Raw genomic sequence first — 17,935 nt, forward strand, 5'->3', positions numbered from 1 at the left:
CTATGAGGGGATCATATCAGATAAAGGGCCTTTTTTGCCGGGTTCGATTATCTGCGGAATAGGGTGGATGCATCACAAGGCCATAACCTTCAAATCATATGGTCAGCGCCCTTCAGCAAATCATCAGGCTCGCCGAATTTCTTCTTCCATATCTCCTGTGCATTCTAATAGCCTCTGTCCAAGCAAATTTTTCGATGCCCCTGCTCAGGAAGCATCCCGTTTAAAAGCAACCCCCTGTCCCGCGTTTCGGATGGACAGCTCCCATCTCATACCATTCTTTTAATGCTCCATCTGTGCGCTGATAAATCAATTCACTGGCAGAAGCGTATTTAATCGTTCCGGTCGCTTTATTGCAGATTTTATCTAAGCGATCAAAAAATTTCGGCACTACCCGCTTGTATCAAAATCACATTGCAAGTGCCGCTTCTTATTTTCGATTTTCTTGCGATATCTTAAATGAGCTCTGATAGACCTGCTTTGGCAATGTATCCGTAACCATCGTTCCAAAAAATGGTTCCATCTCTTTTTTGTCCTTGATATGCGGCCTTCTTATTTCAATGTAATGTGCGCAGGTCACTCCTTGATTTTTTCGAATCTATGAATCGTTGCTTGAGGAGGGTTTGACTCTTTAAGCATGTGAAGCCATACTTTTACTTTCTGCTTCTGTTTAAGCGCTTCTTTGTTATTTATGTCACTGAGTCCTAACACAGTCACTTTGTTCCGGTATTTTTGAATGATCTCTCTTTCGGTGAGCCTGTAATCCTCTTTTTTTGGCCTGTGCTGACTCTCAACAAGGATTGCTCTATCCCCTTCCTTTAACATTACATAGCCGACAATGCTCTGCCCCTTTTCAGGAGCTTCAATTTCTTTATTCGTTTGACATCCGGACCCAGCTAGAATAGCAAAAACTGAAATAAGCACGAACACCCTTTGCAATACACCGTCTCCTTTCCAAGATTGAAAAGAGCGTAACACACGCGTTTTAATATTTGAATCCAGGATTTTCTTTTATATTCAGGAGGATGGCGGGGATATCTAAGTTCGTTGTATCGTATAGAAAACGCTCATCTATTCCCTTATTTTCGAATTCATCGGCTAATTCCAAACATCTTGTTCCCATCCGATGTTTTTTTATCCTTAAGGCGTCTCTTCGTAACAATTCACCTTTTTCAACCCATAATACAACATAAAAAATTACAGCAGCCTTCACCTCGGCATAAACCTTTCGAGAAAAGGCTTCCACTTCCTCTGGAAAAGCAACATAATCAATCACGACCGTCTTATTTGCCTGAATAAAATTAATGCTTACATCAGCAATGTTTTCCCAGGTCAAGGCCAATGATTCTTCGCTTTCCCAGGGCGGGCGGTAGCCACCGATAACCATATCACTGATGACGTCTCCTTCTATATAAGCGCTCTGGTCAAACTGCTCGGAAAGCCTCTTTGCAATCGTCGATTTACCTGCCCCTGCCGGCCCGGATATGATATAAATTTTCAATCGTTCCACCTGCTTTTGATATGTATGTTTTCATTTCGGCAGAAGTGATCATAATCCTGTTCGATCAAAAAAACATTTGACGTGTTTGCCGCCGGAATTCAAAGGTATCTGGACAAAAAAATGGCCGGTTTTCCATAAGACTAACCGGCATTTGATGATCAAACAGCATTATCTCTTATCTTTTTTGTCCTATAAATTGAATAACATGAGACAAGCCATTATGCAAATCCCCTTCATGACGGACCACTTCCCCCATGAAAAAGTGAACAATGCGCCAATCTGCATAAATTTGCAAAAACTCTTCAGGGGAATATAAAAGTTCCAAGTCTTGCGGCCCTCCGCTTTTATACGGAATTTGGTGAATGGAATAAACCTCTGCAACAAAAAAGCCCCCCGGCTTCACTGCTTCTTTCACACCCAAAAGCGTTTTTCGGCGCAATTCTTTTGGGAAGTGCCCAAAAATACATACGATTTCGTCCCATTGATCTTTTTTCCATGACGCTTCATGTAAATCAACCAGCTCAGTTTTAACTGTTACATCCCGCGATGCGGCAAGCTTTTCAGTTTTTCGCAAACCTGATTCGGCATAATCCCATGCAGTGACATCCATTCCCTGCTCGGCCAAAAAAACGGCGTTCCGCCCTTCGCCTTCCGCAATGGCCAAAGCGTCACCTGATAACTGGAGCTTTTTCTGGGATTCTGATAAAAATGCATTCGGTTCGGTTCCGTAAATATAGTTCTCATCTTGAAAACGGGTATTCCAGAAGGAAGTCATGATCCGATTCTCCTTTCCCACATGAGATATCACCTGGCATCAAGCTTCGGCTATTTATTTTGTTCCGGTGGATCCATGTCCTCCGCGGTTTTCGTTGCCTAAATGATCGACCTCGACCAATTCAACTGCAGTCATCTTCTTCATGATTCTGAATTGGCAAATCCGATCTCCTTTTTTAATTTCAGTATCTCGCAGCGCATAAGCCGGGAAAAACCAGAAATCACTGTCCCCTTTGTATGACTCATCAATCACGCCCATTGAATTTGTCTGAATGATACCGAAATTTTTATATGTACTTGAACGAGGAACGACATGGGCTTCATACCCTTCAGGCAATTCCATCGCCACTCCGAGAGGAATCAGTTTAAACTCATCCTTTGGAATAGATACATCTTCCGCAGCTCTCAGATCAATCCAATCACCCTGTTCGATTTTTGAAATGCGCGTTTGTGTTTCGTCTGCATATTTGATTTTGATTTGCAATGGCATATGTGTTAACTCCTTTTTTATTTCAACTTTGATTATAAGTATAGCAGTTAAGGCCTCTCGTATAAAACCAATGCTGGGCTTCATTTTATTGAGCGGGATGTGTCGGATGCTGCCCCCTCACTCTTCAGGCTTTTTTCATCCAAATACCTGATCTTTGATAAATCGAATAGAGAGTAAGCTATGAAATTAAACTTTTCATTAAAGCGTTAGACAAAAAAGTGCAGTTTATGATCTAGCCGTTCAAAATGTTGATGCTATGCAGTCCTCTCGTTCAACATTGTCTCTGCAATGGTTAGGCTCTTCCAGTCAGTTTTATATTTGCTTTTCTTACTTTTTTGTTCGTAAGTGGACAAAAGTCAATATCAAACCCAATATAATGAATAATATAGGATAAAACAATACAGATGATTGAAAATAGGCTGAAGCTTCACTATTGCCATTTCCATCAATCACAGTGTTAGGAAAAGCAATAGAAAACAACTGTAACGAAAATAGCATGAATAAGCCAAGCAAAAACGAAATAACTCCTGATATAAAGTACATATTATAACCTCCCAAATAAATATTGCGCGCTGTTGCTAATGAAAAACTTGCAGTATAGTGTTTCCTATTGAATCCTTTACACTTTCTCTTTATTACTCTTGATCTGCAGGAAAACTGAATCCCAAAACCAAAAGATCGCAGCAAAAGTAATACTGTAAAAATAAATCGCAGCATTTTCAAAAACGCTGAATACATCGTCCGCGTTATTTGTGATAGCAAAGATGTACCAGACTAAAAAGGATGCAAAGCTGTAGATTAATAAATATTTGAAATTAAATTTCTTCGGATTACGATTTAAGAACACTTGAACCGGTATAGCAAATATTGCATAGCAGATTATAAGAATGATAGTCACAGCAACCAATGGGATATAATGAAAGTATCCTAAGTTAATCATATATACACATGTTGCTGCCAGAGATGAAAGAATCAGCGTATAGAGATACCTTCTAACTCGCACGATTTACCCCCCCTTTCACTCTTACTATAAAATAACGCACTGACTGATAAAAGACAGTGCGTTTTAGTCTTACGTCTAGGGTTTATAAAAGCGGATTAACGCTTTCACCTTCATTTTTATAAATATCGTTTGATGACATCCATTCTAAAAATTGCTTATACGGGTAATAAGTTGTTCCCTTTATTTCAACTTTAGGTGCATTAGGAAATTTGCTTAGTAATTCCTTAGTCTCTTCCTTATTTAATCCTAAATAAAAGTGCAGATCCTTTTCTTTTATTAAGGATGTGTACCCGGGAGAGCTTGCTTTTGGACTTTTAAAGTTTTTTAATCCATCCCCTATGAAATAGCCCATCAAAGCTAAGCCGATTCCTAACCATAAAAGATCCATAAGTACGATCCATCCTTCCGCCTCTTTACAGCTATTTTTCTTCATTAATAAATTTAGTTTATACGTATTCACAAGTTAATTTACAATCGTCTGAGATTGTGGAAAAGTCAAAGGATTGGCCTAACCTTTACTTTCATAACTTGAACATGTTCACCTTGTTGGATTGCAATTAGGTTTCATCTGCTCCCCGCCATTCGGCACATTGCTTCCCCTTTTGTTTTTGGAACAATGCTAACAAAAGCTTTATTTAAGAAGGACTTTCATCAACGGCATTTCCTTTTTCTTTTCTGAGAACATATTGGCCCCGGTATGTCTTTTCGACTTCAGGGTGAAATTTTATTAATCCCTGCATAAATGTCGTCATATTAGGAATTGACATCCCCGTTTCTTTTTCAATTTCTTTTTGAAGCTCACGGCTTTTTATTTCACCTTTGTGGCGCTTTAAAATCTTTAAAGCTGCCTCACGATGTTTGTAAGCTTTCGTTCCAGGTTTGGGTTTTCTTCTGGGGATTGAAGATGAATCAATGGGTGCTGATTTCTCTGGTTTATTTTTTTCAAAAGGTTTTGCAGTTGCATTGGCTAACTCTAAAAGCGGTTTTTTGTGGATCATGTTAGGCTCGCTATTGTCTAATTCGCGCAGCTTAGAATAAATTTCATTCCGTTCCTCCCGGAGTTCGCGCATGACATTGATCTCAGCATCGTTAAGCTGCTCAAGTCTTAAACGGAGCGCCTCTCTTTCATTGAACACGTTCGCCATCTCCTAAAAACCATTATTTACTTATAGTGTATAGGACTTTTTTATGTTTAACAATCGTTTTTCATAATTATTCACAATTTCACAACTGTTGGATTCATTAAGATTTACGTCCAATTCAAAAATGTATAAGGCAAACCAGTAAGGAAAAACCGGGATGCAGATGAAATCTGCCGCACAAGAAAAAAATATATAGTGTAGTAACTGTAGACAATTAGGGAAGATAGGCTTATAGATTAATCGGGTACTTTCATTTTTCTCTTTTCCGCAGGTTTGCTCCACTTGAAAATTTTGTTTAAATGCTTATAAAAGCTCTTGCTTTCTTTTGCCATAAGTGATCCCGCAACTGCCAAAATGAGAACATAGAGCGCGGTAAAAGGCGTTAAAATAGGATTTAATCCTGCTGTAACCCCTAAATTAGCTACGATGATAGAAAATTCTCCTCGGGCCATGATGGTTAATCCGATATTGGTAGAGGCTTTATGGGATAAACCCGCTTTCCTTCCAGAGATCATTCCGGCTGCAAAGTTGCTTATAATCGTAAGTACAGCTGCGCCTAATGCCAGCCAAATTGCATCAGCTAATGTTGATGGATCAATACTTAATCCAAAGCTGAAAAAGAAAATCGCCCCAAAGAAGTCCCTAAACGGAACGACAAGATGTTCGATGCGATCTCGGTGCTCAGTCTCAGAAAAAACCAAGCCTAACAATAAGGCACCAATCGCTTCTGCCACGTGAAGCGTTTCTGAAAATCCCGCAACAAAAAATAAAATCGCAAATATCACAATGATAAAAATTTCATCTGATTTTATGTTTAACCATTTATTTAATAACAGAGCACCTTTTCGTGCGATAATAAAGAACAGTAACATATAACCAACGGAAATAAGAACAGAGGTGAAAATACCGAGGAAAGATGTAGAACCGGCAAGCAAGATGCCCGACACTGTTGTTAAAAATAAAGCGAGAAAGATATCGTCAAATAAAATAATCCCCAGGATGAGCTCTGTTTCGGGATTAGCAGTTCTTTTTAAATCGACAAGCACTTTGGCTACAATCGCACTGGAAGATACACTAAGCAGTCCGGCAATAATGAGCGTCTCCATCCAAGGCATGCCTGTGACAAGTCCATACAGAAGGCCTAAGATGAAGTTAACGGCCACATAGATACTTCCGCCCACTACGATGTTTTGCCCTGATTTGACCAGCTTGCCGACAGAGAATTCAAGCCCTAAGTAGAAAAGTAAAAAAAGTACACCTATTCGGCCTAGAAATTGAATAATTTCATTGCTTTCGATAAATGTTAAATCAATGATCCCAATCGTTGGAGCGTGTGGGCCTACAATCATCCCGAGAACAATTAGAAAGGGGATGATTGAAAACTTTAGTCTGTTTGCAACAACAGCGCCAATCGCAACTATAACAAGTGCCGTACCAACTTCAAATACTAAGTGATCCATCTATAATCTCCACTCCTTAGGTTGATAACAGCTTTTTGATTAATTCTTTGATCTGCTGTCTTTCCCCTGAAACAACTAATGTATCACCAGCTTCAATAACTGTATCCGACCCCGGATTAAGCGACTTTTTGATGTTCTTTTTCTTAATCGCGATGACAGTAACTCCAAAGTTATTTCTGATATCAATTTCACCAATGGTTTTATTTACAGCGGGTGCATTGGGTTCTACTTGATACCATTCAATGATTGTATCGTCAAAAGCAAAGTCTACGGTTTCCAAAGCTTGGGGTTTATACGCCATGCCGCCTAATATACTTGCAATTTTTCTGGCTTCAGAATCGTTAAATGTAGCACTAACCAGAACCTCTTCATGATCGTCAGCATCAAAATGATAAATTTCTCTCCGGCCGTCATCATGGATTACAATAACCAACTTATCCTGATTTTTTGTAATGATCTCAAACTTATATCCGATTCCCGGAAGTTCGCTTTCTCGAATATTCATTTCATTTTCCTCCTCTGAAAACAATAGTTGATTAGGGATGTTCTAAAGATTGATATCGATTCCGCTTCCCTTCCATCATTATACATTTCAGGACGTTTGAGCGGCTGAGAAGGGTCGAGCGATGAAACTATTTTTGAAAGAAACGGTAACTCGTTCCCGATTGCCCCTTCCCAAATAATATTTATATATGAAAAAAAGATGATGAAATCATTCCGAATCATTTTCTCAGATCAAAATTCCATATATTGTTTTATAAACCTTCTTAATCCATGTAACCCAATACCATTATAGTATTGTTTTATAACATTTCAAATGCCAAATATTATGTGATTAGCCGACACTTGTTTAAAAAGCTTTTGACTCCCTCCGTTTAATGCGATATTCTCATGAATGCGCGATTATTCGCAGGATTTCATAAAAATATATTGATTTAGTGAGTAATTGCAGAAGGATTCAGGAACATGTACTAAATTGCATGCAAAAAGAACCTGGTTGTACTCCTTTTATCATTTGAGCTCAATATTAGATGTTGCAAATGAGGATCGCAAAATTTGTTGAAATGGTCGCAATCAAATTTGCAAATTCAATTTCCAGCAAAAAAAGACCTCCCCTTGTGCAATTTAAAAGGTCGGTCTATCGTTTAATTATATGCTCATTGAAAGCTTTGTTGTAATAACAAGGATGTTTAAAAATCAAGTTTTAACTCTACTCCTATGAAACACAATATAAAACTGCAAAAATCAATAATTTAGATTTCATTTAGAAAACCTCCCCTTCGAATTTTTTTCGTGATGCAATAGCTTTACGATAAAATTCATTTGCACCTAAAATGTCACCTTGTTTTTCAGATAAAACATCACCTATACAAATTCCGTACCCCTCCATATCAGGATACAGCTTTTTCTCTTCGAAATACTTAAATGCTTCTCTTTCCCTTTCTTTAAGGTAAACTAATCGATCTTTTTGAACACAAATATTTCCCACAAATGACACTATATGTTCCACTGTATCCAATCGACTGAAAATTAAGAATCCAAAACTTATATAATTATAATTTCAAACTGTCTTCTTTAGCCTGCGACAAGTCTGATCGTTGAGTTTTGCAAAGTTTTGTGAAAATCAATATGCCGATCCCGGCTATGATTTCAACCAATCCTCCAAAAGCGATTACTTTGCCTGCTCCAAAAACAGTTGCAGCATACCCAGCTAATAAAGCACCTATAGGAATCATCACATATGAAATCATACGTATAACAGCATAGACTTGAGGTTGATCCTCATCGTCTACTGATATTTGAATAATCGTATGTTCAGGGACATTTATTGCACTAATCGTCGCTCCTAACACAAAAGCCGCAACGAACACTAATAACAATAGAGAATTCATACCAGTTATAAAAAACGCCGTTCCCTCTACAATACCAGCCGTAACAAAAAGCAGACCATAACGATTCACTCTGACCCTAGTTAAGATAAATCCCATCACAAACGCACCACTGGTAGTCAAAACTCTCACTATAGAGTGAATAATTGCCCCTTGGTTTAAATCTTCCGCTATGTAGACAGCTGCCAATGCTTCCCACGGTGCAGATCCTAAATTCAAAAATACGCAAAAAATGGCCAAAGGAAATAAAATATGATGGCGCCGTACAAGCATAAAGCCTCTCTTAAGCTTGTTTATATATGGCTCATGTGATTGTGCTGCCTGGGCATTCACTCGATTCTTACTAACGTTATATTTAATGAACAGCACCAACATAGCTGATATTATATAGAGCGGCAATATAATGAGCATCGTATGAGCTGCACCAATCAATACAATCAATACACCGCAAAGTGTAACCGCTCCCAGCTTAACTGCTTGCCCCGCAGATTGTATTATCGCATTTGCCTTTTGAATGAGATCCTCTTTCACAATTTTCGGAATTAAAGAAACAGAAGCAGGATCATACGAAGCTCCTGTGGCAGAATGAACCAGCATCAGCAATATGATAAACCATAAAGGAGAAAAACCATTGAAGTAGCATATTGGAATAATGAACATCAATGACGCTCTGGTTAAGTCCGCAAAGAACATCCAGAACTTCAATGTGTTTGTTTTCATTAGTGGAGTAATGATCGGCCCTAAAATTGCCTGGGGAAGAAAACTTACAGCGATTAAAAACGCAGTCCCTATAGCCCCTTTCCCATCCAAGATTAAAAACCATAGAATCGTATTGAATGCTAAACTGTCTGCAGTTATTTTCACCATTTTGGAACAAAAAAGAAAGGTGAAGTTTTTTTGCCATACGGTATTGGCGCTATCCATTTTTCTTAAATCCCCCTTGCAAAATCCCTCTTTTTTACATCTGCTGTTTTTTAAGCATATCCTATTTTTGGTTTTCGAGCAATGAAGGACAGGAATAGTTTAAGAAAAATTTATAAAATCTGGACTTTGTCATTTGGTCATGAATGGGCAGCTGAGTCGATGGAGAAAGCAGCATCTGATGCGGCATACGAGGGAAGCACAGATTTAGGCAATACTCAACCAGAAGATGGGCCACAGTTCAACGGAGAAGGTTATCATAACTACACACGATTTTCCAAAGCAATTGGTGATTTCAAAGTTATAAGTCAAGGTATTGATGGAGTTGCTGCTAATTATTCCATGGACTAGTGCTGGAATTTCGGGGCTTTCAAATAATATGAAGGATTATGTGATACGAGTCAGTTGAGGCTATAGGCGGTTCAATATTTTTTTGAACCCCCTTATTTTCGGGGAGATCTTGGTGTTTTATATAAAAATAAAGCGATTTCTGATTAATGAATATTCATTATATCAATGAACTCTTTTATTTTTTCACTATCGCTGATGTCAATGCGAACTACCTTTGTATTTTTAATAATACCTTCTGTGTATTCTTTCATTAAGTTTTTATCTATATCAGCAGAACTATCGTAGCATAAAAACAAGCGAGGAAGAAGATGAATCCGTGTCCATAAAGGGATCTGAAGAGGCTGTTTTTGAAGATTCCCTCGTCCCGCCTCTACACCCTGTAATCGACAGAACGAGCAATAGTAGAGCAACATTACAATAAAAAATCGTTGTTCGTTTTTTCATTCAATCATTCCTTTCATTCTACCATTGCATAACATGATGGAATTTAATGTAAATAAAAATACATATGCATTTTTTCGTTATCCCCTCTACTAAGCGGGTGCCGATCCCTCAAGCCCGGTCTATTCTGCAGCTCAGGATAGGTCCTGCGACTTAAGTTTCCATAATTCAATTACCTCTGTATAATATAAATAAATTCTGCCTCTGTAGCTCTAGAAGGGAAGAGCGCCGTAAAACAATTGTAGAAACGGGTCGCAAGGCAAGGGTTTCAGAAGCACCGAAAAGCAAATAAGCTGAGACAGGTGAAATTCCTGTTGGTGAAATTCCGTAGGGAAGCGTGTTCTCCCCTAGCCTATGCTTACGAAAGGAGTGCGGGTTCGAATCCCGTCAGAGGCATTAAATATTTGATGTTAAAACAGTTGTGTCTGGGCATCCATGGTACAGATTGAAGGAAGAATAAGTTGATTTCATAAGTTATAAAGATAGTGAGCGCGTGGTTTCTCAAATTTGGCCCATGCAGATGATGTTTGTTTACGCTGCAATGAATCTAAAAAAGCTGGCTAATTGGACTTGGAAAGGATCCTAACCATCAGCTTTCTCATCGAGAAAATAGAATAAAATCGACAAAAACAGGTTCATCATTTAATTTAAGGCTTTAGATAAAGGTTTTCGACACCTGTTATGTTTTTGCAGTATATCGAAATATAAATTACTAACTGCGGTGTACAACTTCGGTTTTCTCTTAAGGGAATTGGATCCGTCTTGTCCCCTTCTAAAAAATAATCTACCAGAATAATGTGTAATAGTTGGCAATTTATCAAAATTATATTAAAATCAAGTCTATAATCCTATAAAGGAGTCGATAGTAAATGTCAAGAATCGCACTATTCGAGGCTCTTCCTTTAAGAAATACTATTTCTAAACGTATTCAAGAACTCTTGCAAGAACGTGACAGTGTTGCATATGTTGAGTATGATAAAGGCGAAGAATACATCAAACCTGCAAAAAGTGTAGATCAAATCACATCTGAGCTGGAAGAGGCTAGAAAAGATTATCGAGATCTGGTAGTATTAATGTCCGAAGCTAAATCTTAAAGCTAAAGTTGTATGGGATGAAAAAGAATTGTCTATTACTGAAGCTCTTGAGTTAGCTCAGCAACTTAGAGGTGAAGCTAATAGACTTAAAAGCTACGGCCGTTCTAAAGAAACTGAACGACTATCATCCTACTCTGATGTTATTAGCTATCGTAAAGCAATGTTTGATCCTGAGAAAATGCAATCTAAAGGATTAAAACTTGAAAGAATGGCGAATCGCTTATCAAATGCAATTGAAAAAGCAAATCATAACTATGAAATTGAGTTTGAGGCCGCTGACAAGTATCTATAAATGCTGGGCTTTTGCCTTAGCTATGAGGGTGAAACTGATTTCACCTTGATAGCTGATGTAAAATCATCAGCACGGAGCATCAGAGAAGTAGAGAGCCGCTTTGGTTTAGAGCGTATCTGAACTGTAATACCGATAAAATTACAACATTTATTTGTAGATGGGAAATGGGAAACGGATAACGTTTAACAGCTTACGATTTACGTGATTTACAATTTGACGGACGTTAGACATTTAATGTGATCATATTTTGATAAAGTAACTTTACCTCTGTTCTCTGTTGCTTCACTTTTAGCTCACTTGCCACGTAGAAGGAGTTCTTGAAGACGTCTTATAAAGGCGTCTTTTGTTATTTCTATATAAGGTTATAGTTGAATTCGCGATCAGCCGGAATCAAAGAGACCTCTTAATTTTCATTCCCCATCACCTGTCGCAACTGAAAAACATGACTTGCTTTTTTTAGTGACTTGCATTTTGGGACAGAGATTGATATCCGAATCAACAAATTTAACAAAGAAATTTTCAATGAACGAATGGAACATTTAACAAGCAAGGTCATTGAGTATGGAAAGCGTCTGCAATAACTTCTATCCTTTTTTCCGTTAACCAACTAGCCACTTTTTCTGGGCCTTGTTTTTTAACACTAGATGGCAACTGTTCAACACCTTGTTTTATTGGCTTTTATCCAGTGAATGAATGCTCGTAAATCGACAATAGCTTGTCTCACCGATTCAACTGTACGATATAATATTCGCAATGATCCATCAATTCCCCACTATCCGTTGAATTTTCCAGCTCTCCTTCTAAATGATAAGGAAAGTGAATAGGAGTACATGTTCCATCCTAAATCTTTCATTATGCGATTATGAAAGACTTTTTTTGATTCATACTCAAAGTTACAGATATCAAATTCTTCAGTTTCTCCGTCTATATTCAAAAACAAAAATTCGTTTTTTTATTTAAATAAAGTGTATAATGATCCTCTCAACTATTAATTAAAAAGAACCCCTAGAAAAAACTAGAGATTCTTATCTATACTCAATATTTTCTCAGTGGGATTTTTCCAATAAAGTTTTTCAATGAAATCTTATAATGGAGTTCAATGTCCCGTCCAAGTTTTTCATGCAACATTTCCATTTGTTTAATGATGTAATGAAGGTCGAATACATTATATAATTGTTGAGTTTCCCAAATGGTCATCAGTCGAGCCTTATGATCAAATGGTATCAATGAAATAATGGGTTCATCCTCTTCATACTCCATTGTGTAATATCTATACTCTGTAACTTTGTTTTTTTTCTTGACTTTTTTAATCCACTCATTCAAAGAAGCATAAAATTCTAATAGGGCTATATTCTCTTTGAAATATGTGTTTCCATTTATTCTGATTTCAAGTTCTCCCTCAACTCTCATCGCTACTGAAGGGTCTTTTTTCATTTTCTTTGGGATATCTGCCTCTTCGGATGTGAACTTATAATTAAATTCTACTTGATTGGATACGCCGTCCATATCTTACCGTCCCACCCTATTACTATTTTTATTTTTGTTTCACCTTTTGTTCCGATTTTCTTTTTTAGATTGGCTGTGATGACAAAGGATAATTTTTTGTTATTATTTAAGCTAAAGGAAATATTCTTGGATTGTAAAGCTTCCTTAATCCATTTATTCACTTTGCTTTTACTTGTAGTATTAAATTTTCTGTATCTTCCTCCAGCATTACTGAGGTGCTTGTTGCTCACAGAAAATTTAGAAACCTTTTTTATGGCTTGTTTAATTGCTGTTTTCTTAAAAGTTTTTATTATAAGTTTTTTTCCATATTTCTTGATAGCCCACTTTATACCAAATTTAGAAACAACACCAACTATTATTGCAGGGACGATTGATGCTTGAGCTTCAATTGTACTAATTTTATAATTTTCCCCTGTTTCCTGATCAATAAACGTTGCCTTAAAATCAGTTCCTTCAATTTCCTCAATCAATACATTGTAATTTTCGACTTCTTTTTCACCATTTTTTTGATTTGTAATACCAGTAACAGTGATTTCTCCAGATTCTTCGTTAACATTCATGTCGGTTTGAATATCGCCGTTATCAGTTTCTAGTTTTGTTGTAACATTCACTTCATTTTGGTCATGGTTTTCTTCAACTACCATTTCAATATCTTTTTCTAAGTCTATTTCCAATTCCTTCTCAATATCTACTTTATACGCCTTAGTGTTTTCTTCTACGCCTGTAATTTTGTTATCGCTTCCAATTCTAATATCATTTGATTCAGCACTTGCAATTCCAGGCAATACTCCAGACAAAACTAAAGTAAACACAAGAATTTTTATTAATGCCTTTTTCACACTATGTCTCTCCTTTTTTGTTACAAATAATTACTCCGTGACCAAACTCTTTGTCATATCTTGACTTGCCAAAATCTACAGCATTCTTTTGGAGCATCTGATAATAATCTCCTTTAGATATTTTATTATTTGAGATTAAACATCCAATTGCTCCAGTTGTAAACGCAGTTGAAAAAGATGTCCCTCTGACTATACTATAGCCCCCGTCTTTATCTGTTGACTTTATATTCACTCCTGGAGCAGAAAAATCAATTTTTCCTTTGGCAGACATGGGATCAATTTCGAATTCTTTGTCAAAAGAAGCAATCGATAAGACTCCATTATATTTGGCCGGATATTCCACAGCAAGCCCAAAGGTGTTCCCAGAAGCAGCAGTAATAATAATGTGATTATGTAAAGCTTTGTTAATTGCTTCATACAAAGCTTCATAATCTTTTTCGAAGCCAAAGCTTATATTAATTATGTTGACTTTTTGTTTGATACACCATTTGATCCCCTTAACGACATCCTCTACCTTACCTTTACCATTAGCGTCTAGTACTTTGACATCATATATAATAGCATTCTGGGAAATACCTTTTATTTCTTCACCGCGTGCAGCAATTATTCCAGCAATTGCTGTACCATGACCGTACTCATCTTTGACAGGCTTATCAGGATTAGTAGCATTGAATTCATAGAAAGTTAAATTTTCGAATTCTTTATGCGACTTATTAATGCCACTATCAAGAATAGCTATTTTAACAGGCCTTTGATGATTATTACGATTTTCTTGGCCAATAAATTCATATCCCCATACTGTATCTTTTTTTTCATACATTTTAGGTTGAGTACTGTTTTCTGTGGAAACTTCCTCAGAGCCAATAAAAAAAATGCAAACTACATAAATCAAAATCAAACAAGCAACCAATAAAAATGCAATTTTCAGACTCTTCATTAGACTTCCTTTTCAGAACTTTTTTATTATCTTAAATTCTTTTGTCACACTCCTTTATTATTGTAATACACATAATTATTTTAGCCTATAGGTTAATGGTTGTAAACAACTGTATTTCCACAATATATTATATTTGGGATTTTACATTTTATTTAATTAATACGAAAAGAAACCATCTCCTTTATTTATGTAAAGGGGATGGTTTCGACTAATGAATTTTTCAATTTTAAGTTGCCATTCTTTCAGCTATTTGAATACTTGTGTTCTGCTGAGTTAAATAAGGAGCACTGGCTAGACCTGAAACACTTAAAACTAAAACTGCACAAATTAACAATTTAGATTTCATTCAATAGCCCCCCTCTTTGGATTTGTCTTCGCGCATGAATGGCATTGCGGTAAAACTCGTTTGCTTCAGCATATGCTTTTCTGGCAGCAAGATATTCCGCCACCAATACACCGTACCATTCCATGTCAGGGTACAGTTTCTTTTCCTCGAAGAACTCAAATGTTTCTTTCACGAGGCTCAAATTATAAGACAGATAGAGACCTTTAACCATTTTTAATTTTTTGATAATTTCTAAGTTTTGATGGTGTTCTGCCAAGCTCTTCCCCTCTTTATACAAATGGATGGCTGTTTCTAATTCGTTTTTTCTTGCTTTAATAAGAGATAAATTGAACAGAGCTTTCGGTTCATAGCTGTGGCTTTCCTGTTTATAAAAGCGAACTGATTCTTGGAAATGTTTATCTGCCTCGTTAAGTTCTTCAAGTTGATTATAACATATTCCAATATTGAAATGCGACGATCCAATTAAATAGTTGATATTTAATTCTTTAGCTTCCTCAAGTGCCTGAAAGGCGTTTTTCAAAGCATCTTCACTTCGCATATTGTCTAACCAGTTACCTGAGATAACAAATTGACAATGGACTCTTTGGACACCATATGTAGGGTAGTTGCGGAAAATTCGATAAGCAAGGCTGGCATAGTGCATCGACATGTAGGTTTGTTTCATGTGGTAGTGAAGTTCAGCCATTTTAAAATAAAAATCTGCCTTTTCAATTTCAGTTTCTTCGCTTTCAAGCGATTCGATTTCTTGCTCGGCTCTTTTATAGAACATTAAACTGTGTGTATACTCTTTTTGTCGAAAATAGAACATCCCCATAAAAAAGTGATAATAATATTCTAGCATCCCATTTAAATTACTGTTTCCTAAGGCTGCCTTCAATTCTTCGCATCGCTTATTTATATTCCTCTCAACATCAGGATAGAGATAGTCGAGCATAAGTTCATGTCGAAATTCCAACAGAGAAAAATAAACAAGCACATCCTGATTCTCTTCCATCATTGCGATTTCACGCTTAACTTCCTCTTTCATTTCCTCAGCGACATCAGGGCGATTATTTTTCATAGCAGCATACCAATGATTCATTTTGGTTGCTACCCAATCATAAGGAATTACACTTTCATTCGACAACTTTCAAACCCCTTCCACCATTTTTTCCAGATATTATGGATTATAGCACAAGAAAGGAATCTAACGGTAATGATTTGTTAGAAAATTTCAAAAGAAATATATTGTGACAAATCAGTGCATCTTTACAGCTTTTCTAGTTTTCTCTGTGCAGCTTCCCAATACCACGCAGCCCCTCCTTTTACCCTCTTTTTCAGTCCTTATAATAAGGATAGTCCACAAACATGTCATCAATATGACAACTTCTTGAATCTTTATGTTTTCTCTTCTTAGAAATTCATTCAACTCTTTTTTTATTAAAAGCAGCTTCTACTGTCTTACCCACAGTGAGCGGCTTAGAGGCAATTGACTGACCGTCTTTGTAGATACATCGAAGACACAGTAGACAATCTTATGAGCTGACTTTTTGGACATGAAACGTTCCATTACAGCTTCAAAGTCAGGAGCACCACCTGAGGCAGCTACAATGACTTCACAATCTCTAATGTATATCTCCTTTATATGAAATGGTTCGAATGGGGATTAATTACAGATATTACTCCATCAGATTTAGAAACAAGAATTGTGATTCTACGAAAGAAGGATAAGGCTATGGTAGGAACAAGACAACTTATAATGCAATTTTTTAGTTATTTGTAATTAAATTACAGATACTCTTAATATTCACTCATGAATTCGTGGTATTATATTGCAGGGGACGATCCTACCTCATGTCAAAGTCAGAAAAAATATTATAGGAGGTAACATATGTTTAAGTTTAAAAAGAATTTCTTAGTTGGATTAACGGCAGCTTTAATGAGCATTAGCTTGTTTTCGGCAACCGCCTCTGCAGCTAGCACAGACTACTGGCAAAATTGGACTGATGGGGGCGGAATGGTAAACGCTGTAAATGGGTCTGGCGGGAATTACAGTGTTAATTGGTCTAATACGGGAAATTTCGTTGTTGGTAAAGGTTGGACTACAGGTTCGCCATCTAGGACAATAAACTATAATGCCGGAGTTTGGGCGCCGAATGGCAATGGATATTTGACTTTATATGGTTGGACGAGATCACCTCTCATAGAATACTATGTAGTGGATTCATGGGGTACTTATAGACCTACTGGAACGTATAAAGGTACTGTAAAAAGTGATGGGGGTACATATGACATATATACAACTACACGTTATAACGCACCTTCCATTGAGGGCCCAAAAACTACTTTTACGCAGTACTGGAGTGTTCGCCAGTCGAAGAGACCAACTGGAAGCAACGCTAAAATCACTTTCAGCAATCATGTTAAAGCATGGAAGAGTCATGGAATGAACCTGGGGAGTATTTGGTCTTACCAAGTCTTAGCGACAGAGGGATATCAAAGTAGTGGAAGTTCTAACGTAACAGTGTGGTAACAGATTGTCATTAATCAGGGGTAGCTAACGGTCTGCTGATCGTTCCTTGAGAAATTTTATAATCATTGTTATTGTGAGTTACTAAGAGGCGACGGTCTTTCAGTTGAAATTCCAATATACCCCTCTCGTATGGTAAATGATTATTAATATCGTTAGTAATGGTTAATGGCCGTTTTCCACCAGGCGAACGGCCTTGGCATTGCTGGACCCTTCGGTAAATTAAAGTATCTTCTATAATCTTTTGTCTGATCAACGACAGTTGCTTTGCCATTAACGAAGCCAAGAACTTCTATGCCATATATCCCTCCTGAACCATAATTTTTCAAGAACCATTTATAACTCGTCGGAAAATTCAATTGAAGTTTCTCTTCCAGTTCAGAAATGATCCCTTCACTTATACCACCTGTAAAGTCGTCGGCATCAGCATTTTCTTTTATGAA

At 37.0% G+C, this 17,935-nt stretch carries 21 protein-coding genes and 3 pseudogenes; 6 read left to right on the forward strand and 18 right to left on the reverse strand.

All coding sequences use genetic code 11. The features are described from left to right. On the forward strand, window positions 1–283 hold a 283-nt coding region (locus V7126_RS00105), incomplete at its 5' end, for a hypothetical protein (protein WP_335495867.1). A 290-nt stretch (window positions 284–573) separates the two neighbouring features. Here V7126_RS00105 and V7126_RS00110 read toward each other — a convergent pair. From V7126_RS00110 to V7126_RS00160, 11 genes are all read right to left on the reverse strand, one after another. Continuing rightward, window positions 574–927, reverse strand: a complete 354-nt coding sequence (locus V7126_RS00110) for a DUF3221 domain-containing protein (protein WP_157759335.1) — start codon at window positions 925–927, stop codon at window positions 574–576. A gap of 55 nt (window positions 928–982) precedes the next feature. Beyond that, on the reverse strand, window positions 983–1,498 hold the full coding sequence (locus tag V7126_RS00115) for an AAA family ATPase (RefSeq protein WP_052948578.1): 516 nt from the start codon (window positions 1,496–1,498) through the stop codon (window positions 983–985). A 175-nt stretch (window positions 1,499–1,673) separates the two neighbouring features. Then, entirely contained in the window at window positions 1,674–2,273 is a 600-nt protein-coding gene (locus V7126_RS00120) for a class I SAM-dependent methyltransferase (protein WP_046132789.1), read from the reverse strand. A gap of 54 nt (window positions 2,274–2,327) precedes the next feature. After that, window positions 2,328–2,762 carry a dUTP diphosphatase gene (locus V7126_RS00125; RefSeq protein ID WP_065894529.1) on the reverse strand — a complete coding sequence of 145 codons (435 nt, stop codon included), beginning with the start codon at window positions 2,760–2,762 and terminating at the stop codon, window positions 2,328–2,330. A 619-nt stretch (window positions 2,763–3,381) separates the two neighbouring features. Next, window positions 3,382–3,765 carry a UPF0715 family protein gene (locus tag V7126_RS00130; RefSeq protein WP_046132786.1) on the reverse strand — a complete coding sequence of 128 codons (384 nt, stop codon included), beginning with the start codon at window positions 3,763–3,765 and terminating at the stop codon, window positions 3,382–3,384. A gap of 82 nt (window positions 3,766–3,847) precedes the next feature. Continuing rightward, on the reverse strand, window positions 3,848–4,153 hold the full coding sequence (locus tag V7126_RS00135) for a hypothetical protein (protein ID WP_046132785.1): 306 nt from the start codon (window positions 4,151–4,153) through the stop codon (window positions 3,848–3,850). A 247-nt stretch (window positions 4,154–4,400) separates the two neighbouring features. Further along, window positions 4,401–4,901 (reverse strand): Rok-like winged helix domain-containing protein, encoded by a 501-nt coding sequence (locus V7126_RS00140; RefSeq protein ID WP_175075177.1) that lies wholly within the window; start codon window positions 4,899–4,901, stop codon window positions 4,401–4,403. 242 nt (window positions 4,902–5,143) lie between these two features. Then, window positions 5,144–6,367, reverse strand: a complete 1,224-nt coding sequence (locus V7126_RS00145; protein WP_175075178.1) for a cation:proton antiporter — start codon at window positions 6,365–6,367, stop codon at window positions 5,144–5,146. A 16-nt stretch (window positions 6,368–6,383) separates the two neighbouring features. Continuing rightward, window positions 6,384–6,872 (reverse strand): cation:proton antiporter regulatory subunit, encoded by a 489-nt coding sequence (locus V7126_RS00150; RefSeq protein ID WP_046132783.1) that lies wholly within the window; start codon window positions 6,870–6,872, stop codon window positions 6,384–6,386. A 759-nt stretch (window positions 6,873–7,631) separates the two neighbouring features. Next, on the reverse strand, window positions 7,632–7,865 hold the full coding sequence (locus V7126_RS00155) for a hypothetical protein (RefSeq protein WP_175075179.1): 234 nt from the start codon (window positions 7,863–7,865) through the stop codon (window positions 7,632–7,634). Between the two features lie 55 nt (window positions 7,866–7,920). Beyond that, the gene (locus tag V7126_RS00160; RefSeq protein WP_175075180.1) at window positions 7,921–9,180 is read right to left on the reverse strand and encodes an MFS transporter; all 1,260 of its coding nucleotides are present in this window, start codon (window positions 9,178–9,180) and stop codon (window positions 7,921–7,923) included. Between the two features lie 81 nt (window positions 9,181–9,261). On the opposite strand from V7126_RS00160, the gene V7126_RS00165 reads away from it, so the two are divergent. The 3 genes from V7126_RS00165 (at window position 9,262) to V7126_RS00175 (ending at window position 11,355) form a co-directional block, all read left to right on the forward strand. Next, window positions 9,262–9,528, forward strand: coding sequence for a hypothetical protein (locus tag V7126_RS00165; protein ID WP_175075181.1), 267 nt, complete (start codon window positions 9,262–9,264; stop codon window positions 9,526–9,528). A 1,310-nt stretch (window positions 9,529–10,838) separates the two neighbouring features. Continuing rightward, complete coding sequence (locus V7126_RS00170) at window positions 10,839–11,063, forward strand: hypothetical protein (protein WP_236809487.1); 225 nt, start codon at window positions 10,839–10,841, stop codon at window positions 11,061–11,063. A gap of 28 nt (window positions 11,064–11,091) precedes the next feature. Continuing rightward, complete coding sequence (locus tag V7126_RS00175; RefSeq protein ID WP_236809488.1) at window positions 11,092–11,355, forward strand: hypothetical protein; 264 nt, start codon at window positions 11,092–11,094, stop codon at window positions 11,353–11,355. A 667-nt stretch (window positions 11,356–12,022) separates the two neighbouring features. On the opposite strand, the pseudogene V7126_RS00180 reads toward V7126_RS00175, so the two are convergent. The 6 genes and pseudogenes from V7126_RS00180 to V7126_RS00205 all read right to left on the reverse strand — a co-directional run. Next, window positions 12,023–12,232: pseudogene (locus V7126_RS00180) on the reverse strand (abhydrolase domain-containing 18); the annotation flags it as partial. Window positions 12,233–12,390: 158 nt separating this feature from the next. Continuing rightward, a complete protein-coding gene (locus V7126_RS00185) occupies window positions 12,391–12,861 on the reverse strand; it encodes a DUF7878 domain-containing protein (RefSeq protein ID WP_175075182.1) in 471 nt (156 codons plus the stop codon). Next, window positions 12,837–13,700 carry an SAR2788 family putative toxin gene (locus V7126_RS00190; RefSeq protein ID WP_175075183.1) on the reverse strand — a complete coding sequence of 288 codons (864 nt, stop codon included), beginning with the start codon at window positions 13,698–13,700 and terminating at the stop codon, window positions 12,837–12,839. Before V7126_RS00190 ends, V7126_RS00185 begins: the two co-directional genes overlap by 25 nt. A gap of 1 nt (window position 13,701) precedes the next feature. After that, window positions 13,702–14,637 carry a S8 family peptidase gene (locus V7126_RS00195; protein WP_175075184.1) on the reverse strand — a complete coding sequence of 312 codons (936 nt, stop codon included), beginning with the start codon at window positions 14,635–14,637 and terminating at the stop codon, window positions 13,702–13,704. Window positions 14,638–14,972: 335 nt separating this feature from the next. After that, window positions 14,973–16,109, reverse strand: a complete 1,137-nt coding sequence (locus V7126_RS00200) for a RapH N-terminal domain-containing protein (protein WP_175075185.1) — start codon at window positions 16,107–16,109, stop codon at window positions 14,973–14,975. Window positions 16,110–16,416: 307 nt separating this feature from the next. Then, window positions 16,417–16,592 (reverse strand): annotated as a pseudogene (locus V7126_RS00205) (ATP-dependent DNA ligase); the annotation flags it as partial. Window positions 16,593–16,616: 24 nt separating this feature from the next. Between V7126_RS00205 and V7126_RS00210 the strand changes: the two are divergent. Next, window positions 16,617–16,697: pseudogene (locus V7126_RS00210) on the forward strand (hypothetical protein); the annotation flags it as partial. A 156-nt stretch (window positions 16,698–16,853) separates the two neighbouring features. Next, on the forward strand, window positions 16,854–17,495 hold the full coding sequence (gene xynA, locus V7126_RS00215; RefSeq protein ID WP_175075186.1) for an endo-1,4-beta-xylanase XynA: 642 nt from the start codon (window positions 16,854–16,856) through the stop codon (window positions 17,493–17,495). Window positions 17,496–17,647: 152 nt separating this feature from the next. Here the strand turns inward: xynA and V7126_RS00220 are convergent. Beyond that, on the reverse strand, window positions 17,648–17,935 hold a 288-nt coding region (locus V7126_RS00220; protein WP_335495886.1), incomplete at its 5' end, for an SMI1/KNR4 family protein.

It is taken from the genome of Bacillus sp. JJ675 (genome assembly GCF_036963165.1).
Classification (GTDB): Bacteria; Bacillota; Bacilli; order Bacillales; family Bacillaceae; genus Bacillus; species Bacillus glycinifermentans.

Coding starts and splice junctions, on each gene's coding strand:
- V7126_RS00185 (WP_175075182.1), bottom strand. CDS start 12,861: ATGGACGGCGTATCCAATCAAGTAGAATTTAATTATAAGTTCACATCC.
- V7126_RS00145 (WP_175075178.1), bottom strand. CDS start 6,367: ATGGATCACTTAGTATTTGAAGTTGGTACGGCACTTGTTATAGTTGCG.
- V7126_RS00195 (WP_175075184.1), bottom strand. CDS start 14,637: ATGAAGAGTCTGAAAATTGCATTTTTATTGGTTGCTTGTTTGATTTTG.
- xynA (WP_175075186.1), top strand. CDS start 16,854: ATGTTTAAGTTTAAAAAGAATTTCTTAGTTGGATTAACGGCAGCTTTA.
- V7126_RS00170 (WP_236809487.1), top strand. CDS start 10,839: ATGTCAAGAATCGCACTATTCGAGGCTCTTCCTTTAAGAAATACTATT.
- V7126_RS00125 (WP_065894529.1), bottom strand. CDS start 2,762: ATGCCATTGCAAATCAAAATCAAATATGCAGACGAAACACAAACGCGC.
- V7126_RS00160 (WP_175075180.1), bottom strand. CDS start 9,180: ATGGATAGCGCCAATACCGTATGGCAAAAAAACTTCACCTTTCTTTTT.
- V7126_RS00150 (WP_046132783.1), bottom strand. CDS start 6,872: ATGAATATTCGAGAAAGCGAACTTCCGGGAATCGGATATAAGTTTGAG.
- V7126_RS00135 (WP_046132785.1), bottom strand. CDS start 4,153: ATGGATCTTTTATGGTTAGGAATCGGCTTAGCTTTGATGGGCTATTTC.
- V7126_RS00120 (WP_046132789.1), bottom strand. CDS start 2,273: ATGACTTCCTTCTGGAATACCCGTTTTCAAGATGAGAACTATATTTAC.
- V7126_RS00165 (WP_175075181.1), top strand. CDS start 9,262: ATGAAGGACAGGAATAGTTTAAGAAAAATTTATAAAATCTGGACTTTG.